Annotated in this window: 24 protein-coding genes; 10 read left to right on the forward strand and 14 right to left on the reverse strand. The window is 65.4% G+C overall.

What is annotated here, in order from left to right; all coding sequences use genetic code 11:
- Positions 1 to 181: 181 nt before the first annotated feature.
- Genes EN786_RS33490 through EN786_RS39015 form a run of 3 tightly spaced genes read right to left on the reverse strand, consistent with a single transcriptional unit; the run spans position 182 to position 1,608 of the window.
- Entirely contained in the window at positions 182 to 757 is a 576-nt protein-coding gene (locus EN786_RS33490) for a terminase family protein (RefSeq protein WP_189340717.1), read from the reverse strand.
- Positions 758 to 815: 58 nt separating this feature from the next.
- Entirely contained in the window at positions 816 to 1,172 is a 357-nt protein-coding gene (locus tag EN786_RS33495; RefSeq protein ID WP_245493556.1) for a hypothetical protein, read from the reverse strand.
- Positions 1,165 to 1,608 carry a hypothetical protein gene (locus EN786_RS39015; protein ID WP_189340417.1) on the reverse strand — a complete coding sequence of 148 codons (444 nt, stop codon included), beginning with the start codon at positions 1,606 to 1,608 and terminating at the stop codon, positions 1,165 to 1,167. The genes EN786_RS33495 and EN786_RS39015 overlap by 8 nt, the downstream gene beginning before the upstream one ends.
- 485 nt (positions 1,609 to 2,093) lie before the next feature.
- Here EN786_RS39015 and EN786_RS33500 point away from each other — a divergent pair, with 485 nt between their 5' ends.
- Together EN786_RS33500 and EN786_RS33505 are read left to right on the forward strand one after the other, a co-directional pair.
- Complete coding sequence (locus tag EN786_RS33500) at positions 2,094 to 2,363, forward strand: hypothetical protein (RefSeq protein ID WP_127286844.1); 270 nt, start codon at positions 2,094 to 2,096, stop codon at positions 2,361 to 2,363.
- A gap of 76 nt (positions 2,364 to 2,439) precedes the next feature.
- Positions 2,440 to 2,745: a hypothetical protein gene (locus EN786_RS33505; RefSeq protein ID WP_127286845.1), complete on the forward strand. Its 306-nt coding sequence runs from the start codon at positions 2,440 to 2,442 to the stop codon at positions 2,743 to 2,745.
- Positions 2,746 to 2,833: 88 nt separating this feature from the next.
- Here EN786_RS33505 and EN786_RS33510 read toward each other — a convergent pair whose 3' ends face one another.
- Both EN786_RS33510 and EN786_RS33520 read right to left on the reverse strand, forming a co-directional pair.
- Positions 2,834 to 3,256, reverse strand: a complete 423-nt coding sequence (locus EN786_RS33510) for a DoxX family protein (protein ID WP_187331521.1) — start codon at positions 3,254 to 3,256, stop codon at positions 2,834 to 2,836.
- 315 nt (positions 3,257 to 3,571) lie between these two features.
- Complete coding sequence (locus EN786_RS33520) at positions 3,572 to 4,327, reverse strand: tryptophan 2,3-dioxygenase family protein (protein ID WP_127309801.1); 756 nt, start codon at positions 4,325 to 4,327, stop codon at positions 3,572 to 3,574.
- Positions 4,328 to 4,485: 158 nt separating this feature from the next.
- On the opposite strand from EN786_RS33520, the gene EN786_RS33525 reads away from it, so the two are divergent.
- Positions 4,486 to 4,956 (forward strand): Lrp/AsnC family transcriptional regulator, encoded by a 471-nt coding sequence (locus EN786_RS33525; protein WP_127309800.1) that lies wholly within the window; start codon positions 4,486 to 4,488, stop codon positions 4,954 to 4,956.
- Positions 4,957 to 5,144: 188 nt separating this feature from the next.
- Here the strand turns inward: EN786_RS33525 and EN786_RS38000 are convergent, their stop codons facing one another.
- From EN786_RS38000 to EN786_RS33550, 5 genes are all read right to left on the reverse strand, one after another.
- Complete coding sequence (locus EN786_RS38000) at positions 5,145 to 5,885, reverse strand: hypothetical protein (RefSeq protein WP_189340415.1); 741 nt, start codon at positions 5,883 to 5,885, stop codon at positions 5,145 to 5,147.
- Between the two features lie 205 nt (positions 5,886 to 6,090).
- Positions 6,091 to 7,263 (reverse strand): hypothetical protein, encoded by a 1,173-nt coding sequence (locus tag EN786_RS33535; protein WP_127309799.1) that lies wholly within the window; start codon positions 7,261 to 7,263, stop codon positions 6,091 to 6,093.
- On the reverse strand, positions 7,260 to 8,156 hold the full coding sequence (locus EN786_RS33540) for an HTTM domain-containing protein (RefSeq protein WP_189340414.1): 897 nt from the start codon (positions 8,154 to 8,156) through the stop codon (positions 7,260 to 7,262). Before EN786_RS33540 ends, EN786_RS33535 begins: the two co-directional genes overlap by 4 nt.
- The gene (locus tag EN786_RS33545; protein WP_135909653.1) at positions 8,140 to 8,688 is read right to left on the reverse strand and encodes a hypothetical protein; all 549 of its coding nucleotides are present in this window, start codon (positions 8,686 to 8,688) and stop codon (positions 8,140 to 8,142) included. Before EN786_RS33545 ends, EN786_RS33540 begins: the two co-directional genes overlap by 17 nt.
- A gap of 27 nt (positions 8,689 to 8,715) precedes the next feature.
- Positions 8,716 to 9,186 carry an Lrp/AsnC family transcriptional regulator gene (locus EN786_RS33550; protein WP_135909655.1) on the reverse strand — a complete coding sequence of 157 codons (471 nt, stop codon included), beginning with the start codon at positions 9,184 to 9,186 and terminating at the stop codon, positions 8,716 to 8,718.
- Positions 9,187 to 9,292: 106 nt separating this feature from the next.
- On the opposite strand from EN786_RS33550, the gene EN786_RS33555 reads away from it, so the two are divergent.
- Positions 9,293 to 9,859, forward strand: coding sequence for an alpha/beta hydrolase (locus tag EN786_RS33555; RefSeq protein ID WP_127285773.1), 567 nt, complete (start codon positions 9,293 to 9,295; stop codon positions 9,857 to 9,859).
- Between the two features lie 11 nt (positions 9,860 to 9,870).
- Here the strand turns inward: EN786_RS33555 and EN786_RS38005 are convergent, their stop codons facing one another.
- Together EN786_RS38005 and EN786_RS33560 are read right to left on the reverse strand one after the other, a co-directional pair.
- Positions 9,871 to 10,026: a hypothetical protein gene (locus EN786_RS38005; RefSeq protein WP_187331518.1), complete on the reverse strand. Its 156-nt coding sequence runs from the start codon at positions 10,024 to 10,026 to the stop codon at positions 9,871 to 9,873.
- A 146-nt stretch (positions 10,027 to 10,172) separates the two neighbouring features.
- Positions 10,173 to 10,529, reverse strand: coding sequence for an SPW repeat protein (locus tag EN786_RS33560; protein ID WP_127285774.1), 357 nt, complete (start codon positions 10,527 to 10,529; stop codon positions 10,173 to 10,175).
- A gap of 307 nt (positions 10,530 to 10,836) precedes the next feature.
- Here EN786_RS33560 and EN786_RS38010 point away from each other — a divergent pair, with 307 nt between their 5' ends.
- On the forward strand, positions 10,837 to 10,992 hold the full coding sequence (locus EN786_RS38010) for a hypothetical protein (RefSeq protein ID WP_245478217.1): 156 nt from the start codon (positions 10,837 to 10,839) through the stop codon (positions 10,990 to 10,992).
- A gap of 70 nt (positions 10,993 to 11,062) precedes the next feature.
- Here EN786_RS38010 and EN786_RS33565 read toward each other — a convergent pair whose 3' ends face one another.
- Positions 11,063 to 12,034: an SDR family oxidoreductase gene (locus EN786_RS33565; RefSeq protein WP_127285775.1), complete on the reverse strand. Its 972-nt coding sequence runs from the start codon at positions 12,032 to 12,034 to the stop codon at positions 11,063 to 11,065.
- 172 nt (positions 12,035 to 12,206) lie between these two features.
- On the opposite strand from EN786_RS33565, the gene EN786_RS38015 reads away from it, so the two are divergent.
- From EN786_RS38015 to EN786_RS33575, 4 genes are read left to right on the forward strand one after another with little or no spacing between them, the layout of a single operon-like run.
- Positions 12,207 to 12,383, forward strand: a complete 177-nt coding sequence (locus EN786_RS38015; RefSeq protein WP_189340408.1) for a hypothetical protein — start codon at positions 12,207 to 12,209, stop codon at positions 12,381 to 12,383.
- A 34-nt stretch (positions 12,384 to 12,417) separates the two neighbouring features.
- Positions 12,418 to 12,573 (forward strand): hypothetical protein, encoded by a 156-nt coding sequence (locus EN786_RS38020; protein WP_187331517.1) that lies wholly within the window; start codon positions 12,418 to 12,420, stop codon positions 12,571 to 12,573.
- A 6-nt stretch (positions 12,574 to 12,579) separates the two neighbouring features.
- Complete coding sequence (locus tag EN786_RS33570; RefSeq protein WP_127285776.1) at positions 12,580 to 12,888, forward strand: DUF982 domain-containing protein; 309 nt, start codon at positions 12,580 to 12,582, stop codon at positions 12,886 to 12,888.
- A complete protein-coding gene (locus EN786_RS33575) occupies positions 12,885 to 13,178 on the forward strand; it encodes a hypothetical protein (RefSeq protein ID WP_127309795.1) in 294 nt (97 codons plus the stop codon). Before EN786_RS33570 ends, EN786_RS33575 begins: the two co-directional genes overlap by 4 nt.
- A 3-nt stretch (positions 13,179 to 13,181) precedes the next feature.
- On the opposite strand, the gene EN786_RS33580 is transcribed toward EN786_RS33575, so the two are convergent.
- A complete protein-coding gene (locus EN786_RS33580; RefSeq protein ID WP_127309794.1) occupies positions 13,182 to 13,901 on the reverse strand; it encodes a Crp/Fnr family transcriptional regulator in 720 nt (239 codons plus the stop codon).
- A gap of 282 nt (positions 13,902 to 14,183) precedes the next feature.
- Here EN786_RS33580 and EN786_RS33585 point away from each other — a divergent pair, with 282 nt between their 5' ends.
- Entirely contained in the window at positions 14,184 to 14,705 is a 522-nt protein-coding gene (locus EN786_RS33585) for a ferritin-like domain-containing protein (protein WP_127285780.1), read from the forward strand.
- The last annotated feature ends 42 nt before the right edge of the window (positions 14,706 to 14,747 follow it).

The following is a 14,747-nucleotide window of genomic DNA, read 5'->3' on the forward strand; positions in this document are numbered from 1 at the left end:
AGGGCAAGGAGCCGAAGGTCGCTCTCGTCGCCGTGGCACGAAAGATCCTGACCATCCTCAGCGCGATGATCCAAAACAACGAACCTTGGAATCCAAACAGGTCCTGACGAACACAGTTGCTCATCCGACCTCGCTTCGCGAGGCCACCTTCTCCCACAGGGGGAGAAGGTGAGTCCGCGCCTCACCCCTTCCCCATCCTCTCCACCTCCTGCGCCGACAGAAACCGCAGCACCACGTCCGACATGCCCAAGAGCGGCGTGAACGTCACGATCGTTATCCCGCCTGTCGCGTTGGTGCGCGTCAGGCCCTCGCTATAGATGTCCAGCGGCGGCTCCTCGTCGAACCAGACGCCGTGCAGGGTCTCGCCCTGCCATTTCTCGCGGCCCTTCTCGTAGGACTTGAAGGAGAGCACGCTCTCGGAGGCCTGGACGTCACCGCCGCCGCCCCAACGCACGACGACGCTGTCCAGCGCCCCCGGTGCGCCCCGTCCCATCACGGTATGGGCGATCGCGTCGGCGGGGATCATGCCGGTGCCCCAGTCGGCCTGCTGCTGCGGCGGGCCGATGAGCACGCGCTGCGGGTTGTCGCGCGTTCCCTCGCCGGTGACGCCGGCGGCCCAAAGCCGCACGGCCGTGTCGAACACCTTGCCACGCCACCAGTCCGGATAGCGTCCGGTGAGATGCACCGCCCATTCGGCGCCGCCTGCCCTGGTCTTGCCGAGCTGGTTGCCGGCCATGAACAGGCGCTCGCGGTTCAAGGCGCCCGCGGCATGGAACTCCGCCTGCCTGGGATACGGCCGGTAGGCGGCCAAAAGGTTAGCGCGGCGGCGGCGCTCCAGCTCCGTCAGCAGCGCCAGGTACTGCGTCCCCGAGGAACGGCCTGACGATCGCTTCGAGGGCGCGGATGCGGGCGCGGATCTGCTCATCGCTCAGCGTGTCCAGAGTGTTGGCATCGGGGTCCTTCGGGCCGGGCAGCACCGACAGCACGATCTTCAGATACTGGTCCGGCTTTTCCGCCCTGACCTTGGCGATGACCCCGGCGCCATGATCGCGAAAATCCTGGCGCAAAGCGGCGGTGAAATCATCGCCGATGGTTCTTTTCGTCCGCTTCGGGCGGCCAGCAACGCCCGCCGGCTCGCGCGCGCGGCGCGACCGCAACGGCGCATCAGCCATGGGACCCGTCCGGTTCGTTGCTGCCGGGCGCAGCTGCGACCGCCGGCTTGGCGGTTTTGCCGGCCGGCTTCCGGCGCTTGCCGGATTTGGCGCGCCTTGGCCTGGCCGGCTTGCGCACCGGCTTGGGCGCATCGCCCTCGGCAGATGCCGCCGCGCCGGTCGGCGCGGCTTCGATCGGGGCGGCGGCCGGCTCGCGCCTGTCGGGCCTCGCCATCCTGGCGATGCCGATCATTCGACCGCCCTGCGCCCCCAACGGAAAACCGAAACCGCCGACCGGGTCGACCGGCCCGCCGCGCACCATGCCGATCAGCACGCCCGGCGCGACTTCCTCGACGCATCCGGGGCGCAGCGGCCTGGCGGCGCCCTCGAAGATGCCGATGGCGCTGACGGTGTCGCTTCCGTCGTCGGCAGTGATGATGGTGGCGTAGCGGGGCATGGGGCGCTCGTGGGTGGTGTGGATTGATCTGAGAGGCGCGGTCCTTCGCGCCCCCTCTGTCCTGCCGGCCATCTCCCCCACGGGTGGGAGATCAGCAATCATGACGGCCTTCGCCAACCTCCAAGGTCGCAAAGGTGAGAGCCGGCGGCAAAGCTGCCAATCTCCCCCCTCGTGGGGGAGATGTCCGGCAGGACAGAGGGGGGCGCTGTCCCGCCAGCTTTGACCCGGAGGGCTAAGATCGAGGAAGGCTGAAACACAAAACCCGCCTCGCGGCGGGTCGTTGGCGCAAATCAGCACCATGGACAAAAGAGTAGCATAGCTGCCTGCAGCGGGCAATAGGTTATGGGTAAATTTTCCTAGGAATAATTGCTCCCCCCTCACCGCCCCTGCTGGCACTGCGGTATTCACAACATGGTTTTGACCCCGTCTGGCCATTAGCCGGCGCTTATGGGATCATTTTGCCCCGGAGACTCGGGGGAAGCAGCATGGACAGACCCGCCATGGCATCCGTCTTCAGGATGCGGCATCAGCCGGCAATCATTTCTGGCGTTCGCAGTCTTGGCACGGGCCAGGCCGATCCGGTCTTCCACTCGAGGCCGCTCGGCGAGGCGATCCGCTTCATCGTCCGGTCCGACGGCCAGTACGACCTCAGCGCCGTCGCCATCTCCTACGGCGACCGCGCCACCCCGCCGCTCGGCGGCCGCGAGGTCAGGGCGCTCTGGCAGGAATATGGCGAGCGCCTGCTGGAGGCGTAGGGTGAGCCACCCACCCACATCGGATCGGAAACGCCCCTTCGCGCGTTAAAGCGCAAACCAATGGGGAGGAACCGCCATGAACGTCGCCAATCTGCAGCTCGAGGGCCTGTTGATGGCCGTCGCGTCGATCAACCAGGTGCTGGTGCGCAAGGGAGTGCTGACCGTCGATGAGATCGACATCGCCTTGCGCCGGGCCGAGGCCAGCGAGACCGGCGAGGAACGCTCCGAAGGCATGTCGGCATCGAGCCGCGATGCCGTCAACTTCCCGATCCGGCTCCTGGAGCTCGCCAACCGCTGCCAGCCGGAGGCGGACATGCCGTCCTTCTCGAAGCTCGCCCGCATGGTCGGCCAGATGAAGGAACCTTACAACGATCAGATGTGAGGGCCGCGGTGCCAATCACAAATGCCGCGCCGCCCCTCATCCGCCCCTTCGGGGCACCTTCTCCCCGTGAACGGGGCGAAGGAACCGTTCACGCCCTGCCCGGCCAGCCCTGGCGCAGCGAAAGCACGCTGCCCGGTCCGTGAACGGCGGCGAAGAGCAGGCCGGCGGCGAACGGGAAATGCGACATGAAGGCGCCGAACTCGGCCTGGTTGCCGGCCCAGTGCGAAGGGCCGTGGAAGGCAAAGCCGAGGAAGGTGACATAGACCGCGCCGATCAGCGCCGCCGGGGTCAGCAAGGCGCCGGTCAGGAAGGCGATCACCAGCAGGGTTTCGAGGATCGCCGCGCACCATGCCAGGAACAGCGGGAACGGGAAGCCGGCGGCGGCGATGTAGCCGGCGGTGGCGCCGATATCCATGAGTTTGAAGGCCACGCCCATCGCGAACATGGCGGCGAAGATCAGGCGGGCGATGAGGATGACTGCGGTCTGCCAGGTCGATTGAACATTTTCCACGATAGTCCTCCGGATTGAAGCTTGTTGATGCTCCAAGGACGGAGGAAGGGCGATGGTTCCGACAGGGTCGGGAAATTTTGTTGCCCTTGAGGCCAAACAAGGCCGACGTCGGCGGGACAGCGCCCCCTCTGTCCTGCCGGACAGATCCCCCACAAGGGGGGAGATCAGATGTGACGCCAGCTTTCGCCAATCGCCAACGTTGCAGGACAAGCGGGGGCGCCGAAACAGCTAATCTCCCCCCAAGTGGGGGAGATGTCCGGCAGGACAGAGGGGGGCGCGAAGGAACTCGGCGTACGATCGTCTCGCGCCGCCGCCCTACCCCGCCTTCGCGTGCGGACAATGGCTGATCGACTCCCTGACCGTGCCGTACTCGGCGCCCCAGCGGTCGGTCATGTCGCAGCGTATATCCCACAGCTCGGGGAAGAAGCGGTGCCGGGCGCCGCCTTCCAGCATCTCCACCGGGCGGCCCTTCAGCGACCTGGAGCCGAGCCCGATCGAACGGTGGATAAGGTAGAGGTGGTTGGCGCGGAATTTCTGGAACAGTTCGTCGAACTCGATCAACGCCTCGGCGACGACATAGGCGTCGCCATGATCGTAACGCGCGTCATAGACATCCTCCACGGAAAGCCCGCGGCCGTCGAGATAAGCAGCCTTGAAGGCCCGCCAGAGGTCCGGCGGCATGCGCAAGAGCAGCTTGAAGCCGGGCGATTCCTGGCCGCTTCCATTGCCAAGCTGCAGGCGGATCTGCTGGTACTCCTTGGGCGACATGGTTTCGAGCACGTCGAGCTGCGCCGTCATCAGCCGCATCAGCCGGTGCACGCGGCCCATCAGGGTGACGATGCGGTGCGTGTCCGCCTTCTCCAGATAGTCGAGGACGTCGGCCAGCGTGTAGGCGATGAGCTTCATCCACAGCTCCTCGACCTGGTGCACGATCTGGAACTGCAGCTCGTCGGCATTGACCATTTCGGCCAGCGGCTTCTGGCATTGCAGAAGCTTGTCGCACTGCAGATAGACGCCGTAGTCGCGCATCTCCGGCGCCTCGATGCGGGCATGGTATTCGGACTTCAGCATGGCTCATCTCCCCTGCCCGGCCTGCGGCGCGGGGCATTCGTTGGATCTTGAGGTCCCAGAATAGGCTTTTTTCCTTGAACATTGTTCCTTTCTGTTATCCAGATACCGGAAATCGAAGGACGAACATGTCTTCTTTGGCAATAGTTGGAGAACGATCTATGCTGGATGCCCTTGACCGCAAGATCGTCGCGGCACTCGAGCGCGACGCGCGCCTCTCCTTCGGCGAGCTGGCCGAGGCGGTCGGCCTCAGCAAGACGCCGTGCTGGAAGCGGGTCAAGGCGCTGGAGGAAGCCGGCGTCATCCGCGGCTATTCCACCCGCATCGATCCAGCCAGCATCGGCTTCGGCATCGAGGCCTTCATCCAGGTGTCGATCGACTTCGAGGTGTCGGATGCCTTCGAGGCGGCGGTGAAGCGGCATCCGCTGATCCGCCGCTGCTACGCCACCACCGGCGAAGCTGACTATCTGCTGCAGATCGTGACGGTCGACATGAGGGCGCTCGACCGCATGCTGCGCGAGGAACTCAGCCGGCTGCCCGGCGTGCGCCGGACCATCACCTCGATGGCGATGCGCGAGATCAAGGGCGATATCTCATTTGCCGACGCGGCAGCGCATGCGCTGAGGAGATGAGGCGCGCGCCGCTCTTTCCGCAACGTTAGAGATTGGCAAAGGCGCGGCGTCTTGCCCTGACTTTTTCTGGGAGGGTTTAAGAACGAGCGTTGAACCGGTCTATAAGCCGGGACGGGGATACGCGGGTGGTGGATGTGATCTCAATCAGAATCAGTGCGGAGCCTGCCGGGCGGGCGATGGCAGGACGCTCAGGGTTTTTCGCACTCATGGCGAATGCCAATACCGCCCCACAGATCAGGCGTGTTCTGGGGGCGGCGCTGCTCGCGTCGACGATGCTGCTGCCGACGGCACCTCGGGCGGCGTCGGTCGTGCCGGGGCCGCGCGACGGATTCCACCGGTCGATGGATCCGGCAGCCCAGTTGCTGGAGGCCAAGCGCGCACTTCTGGCGCAAGCCGCAAGCGGTAATGGCGGCAACGGCGGCAATGGCGGTTCCGCTGGTGGCAACGGTGGGAATGGCGGCTCCGCAGGCGGCAATGGCGGCTCCGCAGGCGGCAATGGCGGCGACGCCGGCGGCAACGGCGGTGGCGCAGGTGGCAATGGTGGCGACGCCGGCGGCAATGGCGGAGACGCTGGCGGCAATGGCGGGAACGGTGGCAACGGCGGGAACGGCGGCTCCGCTGGAAATGGCGGAGACAGCGGGAGCGGAAACGGTGGGTCCGGCGGCAACGGTGGATCCGGTGGAAACGGTGGTTCCGGTGGAAACGGCGGCTCCGGTGGAAACGGTGGGTCCGGCGGCAACGGTGGATCCGGCGGCAACGGTGGCTCGGGTGGGAACGGCGGATCCAGTGGAAACGGTGGTTCCGGTGGAAACGGTGGTTCCGGCGGCAACGGCAGCTCGGGAGGCAACGGCAGCTCCGGCGGCAACGGCAGCTCGGGCGGCAATGGCAACTCCGGCGGCCATGGCGGCAGCCGTCACGATACCGGCCATTCGGATGGCGGGCCGCGTTCCTGCGCAACCTCCCAGGCATCGTCTTGCTGATCCGGCCTGGCCTTGAAGGGCGTCGCGCTTAAGCGGGTGCGGATGACGCGCTTCAGGTTCCTGTTTTGATGCATGGCGCCCGTGCAGCCGGGCGACAAACATTAGGCCCGGAACCGGGCGAACGTCGGAACGCGGCGGGTCGCTCCCTGGACCGCTACCGACCCGCGCGGTAGGCGAAATCGTCGATCGCCGCCTGCCAGTAATGCAGTGTCCGGATCTCGAGCCGCGTGATGCGCCTGTAGTCGGCCGCGAAGTAGACCTGCCCGTTAGCGGACAGCACGAACTGATCCTCATATGCGGGCTCATCGCCCCGCCAGGCTTTGACGATAAGCGTCTCGCCTTCCGCGTCGTCCCAGCCCACGCCGAAATAGGCGCCTGTGAAATCGAACGGCTTGTCGCTGAACACCTGCGCCGGGTGCCCCGAGCTGTTGTAGGCGATGAATTCGCCCGACATGGTGGTGTTGATGTAGCCCGGGCCAGCGGTGAAGCTCTGGTGCATGGCAACGAGGTTGTACCAGTTGAGCCCGCCATAACCGGACGGAATTTCGAACACGCCGGGCGACGTCATCAGGTCGTCGAAGCCGACAACATGCTGGTTGGGCAGCGGCTCCTCCTCAGGTCCGCCTTTGCCCGAGTCCGCTGAGATCACCACCGGCGCCGCGCCGACGACAACGAGCCGGCGCTGCGTCGCCCCGCCGACCGAGACGTCGACCAGCCATTCGCCCGATGTCGCGGGTGCGCTGAAGCGCCCGTCCGGTCCGACCTTGGCAGCGGCCGTGACGCCGTCCGGCCCTGTCAAGGAAACGCGCGATCCGGCGGCGACCGCGCCGCTGATCGTCAGATCCGCCGCGAGCCCGACCGGGTGCGTCGTGCGCAGCGCGATCATGTCGCCCGGCGATCCGGGCGAAACGACGTAGTCGCTTTCCTGCGAGGCGTTGCCGGTGGTGACGGAGAAGCCCGGCGGAGGCACGACCCGAAACGCGTAATGTCCGGGGTCGACGACTTCGAGATCGCGCTGAATGACCGACATCCGGAAATTGGCGAAGCCGTCGACATTGGTCAACCGCATGATGGTGCTGCCGTTCGGCTTGTCGAGCTCGACGGCCGCGCGCGACATCGGCCGGTCGCCGAGATCGTAGACGCCGTTCCTGTTGAGGTCGCGGAACACGAGCAGCGACGTGTTCATCTGGCCGCCGTTGAAGGAACCCCACGCGCGCTTGGGATAATAGGCCTCAGCACTGCCGGCACGCGCCGCGCCGCAGATCATGGCCAGACCGATGGCCCCCGCGGCCACGAGTGCGCCCGAAAACAACAAACCACGCTTCACGAAATTTCCTCTCCGGCAGTCCCCGCCATTCCGTTCCCCTGGAGACGCGCAATGACCTTGTCGACGGCATCGGCATCGAAATAGGCGAGATAGAGCAACGCCATGGTGGCGCTGAACGTATAGACCGGCAGCGTCAGATAGATGATGGCGTGAAAGGCCAGGCCAGGCAGGACCAGATAGCGCCTGCTGCGGCGAAACGGCAGGCCGAAGGCCAGGCAGTATTCGAGCACGACCACGGCGACGGAAACGATGATTGCGATCCAGGCAAGGCCGGCCGGATAGTCCGAGCCGGCGTAGTACCAGAGGAATATCTGCTCGATCCGCGCGCCGCTCAAAAAGGCGTAGCTCGACTTGTCGAAGGCGGCGAAGAAATAGAGCACCGAGAGCTGCACCACGATCAGCCGCAGCCCCCACAGATTGCCGCGTTCCGCCGGCGGTGGCAGGCCGGCGCGTTCGGCGCGCATCACCGCCAGGTAGCGGTCCAGCGAGTAGGAGCGGCCGCAGGGGGTGAGTGCGATCAGAAGGGCTGCGACGGCTAGCAGATAGACATGATGGTGGGTCCATGGCTCGTGGCCAAGCTGGAAGCCGAAATAATAGTACATCGCCAGCCCGACCGAGCCGGTCCAGACGGCGGCGATGCGGCTGTGATAGCCGACGAAGAGCAGCGCTGTCGCCATGAAGAAGTTGACGGCCAGAAACAGGCCGGCCGGCGATTGGTCGATGTAGAGCAGCAGTTCGCCCGCCCAGCGCGACCAGAACAGCATCGCCAGGCCGATACGGATCAACGCGGACGAACGCGACGAGCCCTCGGTGTCGACCGCCCAGCCGACGAAGCGTGCCGCCACGGCATCAATCGGACGCCAGCCGGCGATGGCGTCAGTCGGCGCAGGCATTTTCGGCATCGCTATGGATGATCTGCCAGCCGCCGCGGGCGGCCTGGCGCGCGCGGACACGGATGTCGGCGCCCTGCCCGGCGGCCGCGCAGAGCCGCTTGATGACGGAAGCGAGTTCGTCGCGGCTTTCGATCCGCTTAAGCCTGCCGTTGCGAGAGGCGCCGAGCATCTCGAAGCGGTCGAGCGGGACAAGCGCGCCGTCGGGCCGGCGGATTTCGAAGGAAGCGTCGATCACGCCCATCCCGATCGCGCTGAACATGGTCCAGGAGCGCAGCCATGCCGATCGGACCCCGAACACCTGCTCCGCGACCGGACCGGCGATCATGAACGCGGCGATGGCGATGAATGCGAACAACCGCAAGCGCCCTGCCGACAGCCGCCCGGCAGGCTCCGCACTCACCCTGATCGAGACGATATCCGTCACCCGCGCACCCCCGCCCCGATATAGACCGGTTCGACGCCCGTTTTTCAACTCCTCCCAGAAAAAGTCAGGGCTCGAGGCCGCGTTTGTGGCCGATGCGCGGTGCGCCACCGGCGGCGGTAGACTGCACCTCGGCGCTCATCTCATGACCAGCTCCCGCCCCAGCCGCTTCGGCGGCTCGGCCCGCAGCACCACATTCGTGGTCACCGCGCCGTAGCGGCCGATGCCATCGACGATTGCCTCGAGATCGGGCGGCGACGGGACGAGCACCTTGACCAGGAAACAGTCCTCCCCGGTCACGCGCAGGACCTCGATCACCTCCGGCATCTGCGCGAATTTCTTCAGGCAGGCCTGGATGTGCTCATGCGTGGTGCGCAGCCGGATGACGGCCATGGTGCCGAGCCCGAGGGCGGTCGGGTCGACCACCGCGCGATAGCCGGCGACGATGCCGCGCTCTTCCAGCCGCTTCACCCGCTCGGAAGTAGCGGGCTGGGACAGGCCGACACGCCGGCCAAGCGCGGAAATGCCGATGCGGCCGTCCTCCTGCAGGATCTCCACGATCGCCATGTCGGTGGGGTCGAGCCTCGCTCTTGTCTCGCCGTTTGCCATGCCTGCCTTCAATCCATCGGGAAACCTGCCTGCTTTCCGATGATCTCTCATTCCGCCGGCCGGCGAAAGGCCTAGAATTGCCGGCATCGCATCGACAGGAATGTCCATGAACGAATTCATCATCGTGCCCGGCATCGGCGGATCGGGCGAAGCACACTGGCAGACGCGCTGGCAGCGGGCGAACCCGGCCATGCGCCGCTTCAGCCCGGCAAGTTGGGAGCAGCCGGACCTCGACGACTGGATCGGCGCCCTCGACGCTGCGGTGGCGGCGGCGAATGCCCCGCCTGTGCTGATTTCCCACAGCCTCGGCTGCCTGCTGGTCGCGCATTGGCAGCTTGTCTCGAAGGATGCCTGCGCCGGCGCCTTCCTGGTCGCGGTTCCCGATCCGGCGAGCCAGGCCTTTCCGGCCTCGGTGCGCGGTTTTGCCGGCGCGCCGGCGGGACGGCTCCGCTTTCCCTCGCTCATCGTCGCCAGCAGCGACGACCCCTACGGCTCGCTCGATCATGCCGAGACAAAGGCCGCGCAATGGGGAAGCGGCCTCCATGTTGCGGGAGCGCTCGGCCACATCAATGGCGACAGCGGACTGGGTGATTGGGCCGAGGGAATGAAACTGTTGGCGGCTTTCGCGAGCGAGGCCGGGCGAACTGCGCTGCTGGATGCAGGCACGGATTGACCGGGCCGATGCTAGCCGGACGGGACCTTCGAATTCTGGGCCTCGCGCCTGGCAGCCTCCTCCTTCTGCTTCTCGGCATCGGCCTTGCGCTTCGGGCAATCCTCGAAATCGTGGTCGCGGCCGCCGCAGTAGGAGCAGCATTTCGCAGGCGTTTCGGGGTAGAGCATCGTGGCCATTCCCAAGAATGCACGAAAAGCTTTCCGGTTGCAGCAATTCGTGATGCGCACGAAGCTGCCCGCCCATGCTCCGATACTCTTGGAATTGCTTCAAAGGAGCTCGCCGCTCGCGCGGCGGGCTCCCAGTTAATCACCCGTCACGCATGCGCGTGCGGATGATGGACATCCCAGACCGCCCAGGCCGATGCGGCAACCACCAGAATGCCGAGGACAACATGGGTCGCCATCGCGTTGGCGTTTGCCATGAAGCCCAGCAGCCAGGGTGAGACGATCAGCCAAAGGCCGAGGACGAGATTGACCCATTCTTCCCACTCCGCGAACACCGAAAGCGTCGCCAAGGCCAGCGCGCCGAGCGCAACGCCTACGATCCAGGCGTTCCACGCGGGCATCGTCTCAGCGGCGAACCCGATGATCCAGGGGGAGATGAACAGGCAGATCGCGAGGACAAGATTGATCCAATCCTGGCCCCTCTTTCCTTCCATCATCATTGCCATAGACAACCTCCATGAAGATGAAGCTTGACCAAAGCACTACGTTTCGCGTGCAAGAGCACGCTTAGTCATTGATATAATTACGTTTCAAAATCCTTCAAGGTTTAGGCTACTTTTGCCTGACCCGCGGCCTCCGTGCCGCCGGCTGGAGATGCGTCGCTTTTTTGGAGGAACCCTCGGGCCATCAGCACGTTCGCCCATGACCGCATTGCAAATAGCAAAAATTTGCATTGGCAAACAAAGTTGCCATATTAGCTGACTAAACGATTCGTGGTATCGTGAACCGATGGCCAAGAAGAAACCAAGACCGATGCTTTCCGCGATCCCGGCCGCCTCCGCGGCCGAGGCCTATGAGGCATCCTACTTCGCCCGCAAATGCGGCCTGACCCGCGACGAGGCGCTCCGGATAATGCGCGAGGCGCAGGTCGTCGTGAAGGCACCCTCCGAAGGCAAGGGCAAGGGTTAGGCCAGACGGCAATCCCCTCCCGAAACTTTTTCGATGCGCAGGCACCCGCGCTTGCCAGCGGCTGACCCCATCAATAGCCGCCGACGATCGGCAGGATCTCGCCGGTGATGTAGCTTGAGCATTGCGGCGAGGCGAGGAACACATAGGCCGGCGCGATCTCCTCCGGCTGGGCCGGCCGCTTCATCGGCGTCTTGGCGCCGAACTGGGCGACATCCTCGGCCTCCTTCTCCGAAGGGTTGAGCGGCGTCCAGACCGGGCCCGGCGCCACCGCGTTGACGCGGATGCCCTTGCCGATCAGGTTGCCCGACAGAGCGCGGGTGAAGGCGTGGATGCCGCCCTTGGTCATCGAATAGTCGACCAGATGCTTCGACCCCTCGATGCCGGTGACCGAACCGGTGTTGATGATGGCCGAGCCCGGCTTCATGCGCGGCACGGCCTCCTGCGCCATATGGAAATAGCCGTAGAGATTGGTCTTCAGCGTGGTGTCGAAATGCTCCTCGGTGAGGTCGGCGAAATCGGTCGAATGAATCTGGAAGGCAGCGTTGTTGACCAGCACGTCGAGGCCACCCAATGCCTTCACCGTCTGCTCGACCGCCTTGCGGCAGAAGGCGCGCTTGGCGACGTCGCCGCGCAGCGCCAGGCAGCGCCTGCCCTCGGCCTCGACGGCGCGCTTCGTCGTCTCCGCGTCGCGATCCTCGCTGAGATAGGCGATGGCGACGTCGGCGCCTTCGCGCGCGAACAGCACCGCCACGGCGCGACCGATGCCGGAATCGCCGCCGGTGATCAGCGCCACCTTGCCGTCGAGTTTCTTCGAGCCCTGCCAGAACGGCGCGTCGTAGAGCGGCGCCGGCTCGATCGCCCACTCCTGGCCGGGCTTCGGATGATGCTGCTTCGGAAAAGGCGGTTCGGGATAGCGGCGTGCGCCGGCCTGCATGGCGGCCGGCTCCTTAGCCTTCGGGCTGCGGCGGTCGCGGGCGTCGACCTTGCGCTGCACCCGGCGCTGCTTCTGGGCGGCTTTCGACGTGTCGGACCTTGTCAGCATCGGTTTCTCCTTCGGTTCGAAGGGACAACGCATGCCGGCCGAAAAGGTTGGCGGGCGAAAACCTGGTCGCAAATGAACCGGGTCCACCCGTCCGACGGATACATCAAAGTTAAATGCGGCCGACAGGCGTGAGGTGGTAGGTCACTGGCGGCGGGGGCACTGGGAGGAGCCCATGGACGTTCGAAATCTGATCGGCAGATTGTCCTCCACCTTGCTGCGCCAGCGCGCGGCCGCGTCGCCGGCTGCCTTCAGGCCGAGCCGCGACGCGCTCGCCGACGTCCCGCTGAAGCCGCGACCGCGGCCACCATTTCGGCCGCAGCCGCCGATCCGGCCGGCAAGCAACATGTAGCCACCGACGCAGCCAAGGCGGAGACAAGCAGACCATGAAATGGGCAGGCATGAAATCGGCAGAGATGAAATCGGCAAACATGAGATCGCTTGAGATGACTCATCCGCTTCTGGTGCTTGGCATCGCCGCCTTCACGATCGCGCCCTTCGCGGGGCTGCTGTGGCGAACGAGGGAGTGGTTCGGCTGGTGAACGGCGATGAGCCGGTTCCTGCCCCTGACGATCAGGTTCGCCGACGGCGGCTCGATGGTCGTTTCATCCATCGCCGAGGCGAAGAAGGCACTCGCCAGGGCATGGAAGGACAAGGACGCGCCGGCCTATGTCGCAGCGGCGCGTCTGGTGGATGACGCGCTCGAAGGGATCTGCCGGCCCGCCGTCGCCTTCGCAGCGTTCAAGAAGGCCGCCGCCGAGCAAGGACTACTGAGGCCGGCCGCACCGAGTGCCGCGCTTACCATGCTGGACCAGTTGTGGTCGCCGGGCAGCAAGCCCGACCGAGAGCCCGATTGAACCACGCCATGGCCTGGGATGTACGGATCGGCGACGAAGTGATCGTGAACGCCACCGTGCTTACGCTGCTCGGCAGCGGTCGCGCGCGGGTCCGCATCCCGACTCACAATTATCCCTGTGCGATCGACCCGCCGGCCGGCGCCAAGGCCAGCGATCGGATCACCATCGCGGGTCACGTCACTGAGGTCGACCACGACAAAGGCAGGGTGACGTTCAAGGCGGGCGGCCTGGTCACCGTCGACATAGCGTCGGTCGCTGCCTGGAAGTCGGTGCTTCGCGATCCGCCCTGACGCCTATCGCGGCTCGCGGTTCATGCTGAGATAGGTCGGGTCGAACTCGGCCATCGCCACCAGCAGATCCCAGTCGAGGATGGTCACGATATAGTTCGACCAGCTGACCAGGCCGATATTGCGCAGCATGCCGATGACCCGGTTCATATGGACGACCGAAAGCCCAAGCACGTCGGCCAGTTCGGCTTGCGACAAGGGAAGCTGGAAGCTCATCCCGGACGTGCGCTTGACGACCTGGAGGCGGACGAACAGCTCGCAGATGAGATGGGCGAGATGCGAGGTCTTCGAACGCCGGCCCATGGCGACGATCCACTCTCGGTGAATGGCGCCGTCGACGAGCGTGTCCAGCCACAGGAGCCGGGTGAGATGGGGCGCCTGCTCGGTGATGGCGCGCAGCTTGGCGTGGTCGGCGGCGGCGACATGGCAGGGCGAGAGCGCGATGATGCCATGGTCCATTGTCTTCAGCAGGAAGGCGTGAAGGTCGACGAAATCGCCGGGGACCTGCAGTGAGGTGAACTGCCGTCCGCCATCCTCCAGCACCTTGTAGCGCGCGGCGATGCCGTCGAGGATAAGGGTGCTGTGGATCGGCCTCGACCCTTCGGAAACGATGTCCTGCCCCGTGGCGACATGTCGTTCGGTCGAGATGGCACCCGCCAGCAATTCCTTTTCCGCCTCCGAGAGGAGGTCGTGCTGGCCAAGGTTCAGATAGAGGGATTCGAGCATTCGGTTCCGATCCTGCGTGCACCGCCAAGAGCAAACGCCGCAGCGGGCGCCTGGTTGCAGCCAGCGCGGCTGACGATCGGCAGGCGCGCCGGGAGACTTGCAGACAGGAGAGCCGTCCAGACCTGCGCGCCGGGCGCCGTCCACGACTTGGGTTCACGAAATATTTCGGATGGAACATCCGTTCCCGGCCGCGCTTATCGTGATGCAAGGAAACGGCGCTTGCGATTTCACGAGCGCCGTTTCTTTGCCCCCTCAAGTCGCATCAAACGATGGAGCAAAGTGATGGCAAGGAAGAATTCGTCTGGCGCGGCGAACGGCCTGGAGAGCCTGTTCGTGGACGGCCTGAAGGACATCTACTACGCGGAAAAGAAGATCCTGAAGACGTTGCCCAAGCTGGCGAAGGCCGCCCAGTCGAAGGAACTGAGCGCAGCCTTCGAGAAGCATCGCATGGAAACAGAGGGACAGGTCGATCGCCTGGAACAAGTGTTCGAGCTGATGGGCAAGGCTGCAAGGGGCAAGACCTGTCCGGCGATCGACGGCATCCTCGAAGAAGGCTCGGAAATCCTCGAGGAGTACCAGGACGAGCCGGCGCTCGACGCGGGCCTGGTGGCGGCCGCCCAGGCCGTCGAGCATTATGAAATAGCCCGCTACGGCACGCTGGTCGCCTGGGCGGAGCAACTGGGCCTCAAGGACGCAGTGCCGTTGCTGCGCGAAACGCTGGCGCAGGAGTCCGCCACCGACGAGGCGCTCAGCGCTTTGGGCGAAAGTGGCGCGAACCAGCGGGCGTTGCAGGCGGCCGCCTGAACCGCCGCGCACGCGATCGTCCGCAATTGCGGTCCCGGTCGG

Source organism: Mesorhizobium sp. M4B.F.Ca.ET.143.01.1.1 (genome assembly GCF_004792275.1).
GTDB classification, from domain to species: Bacteria; Pseudomonadota; Alphaproteobacteria; order Rhizobiales; family Rhizobiaceae; genus Mesorhizobium; species Mesorhizobium abyssinicae.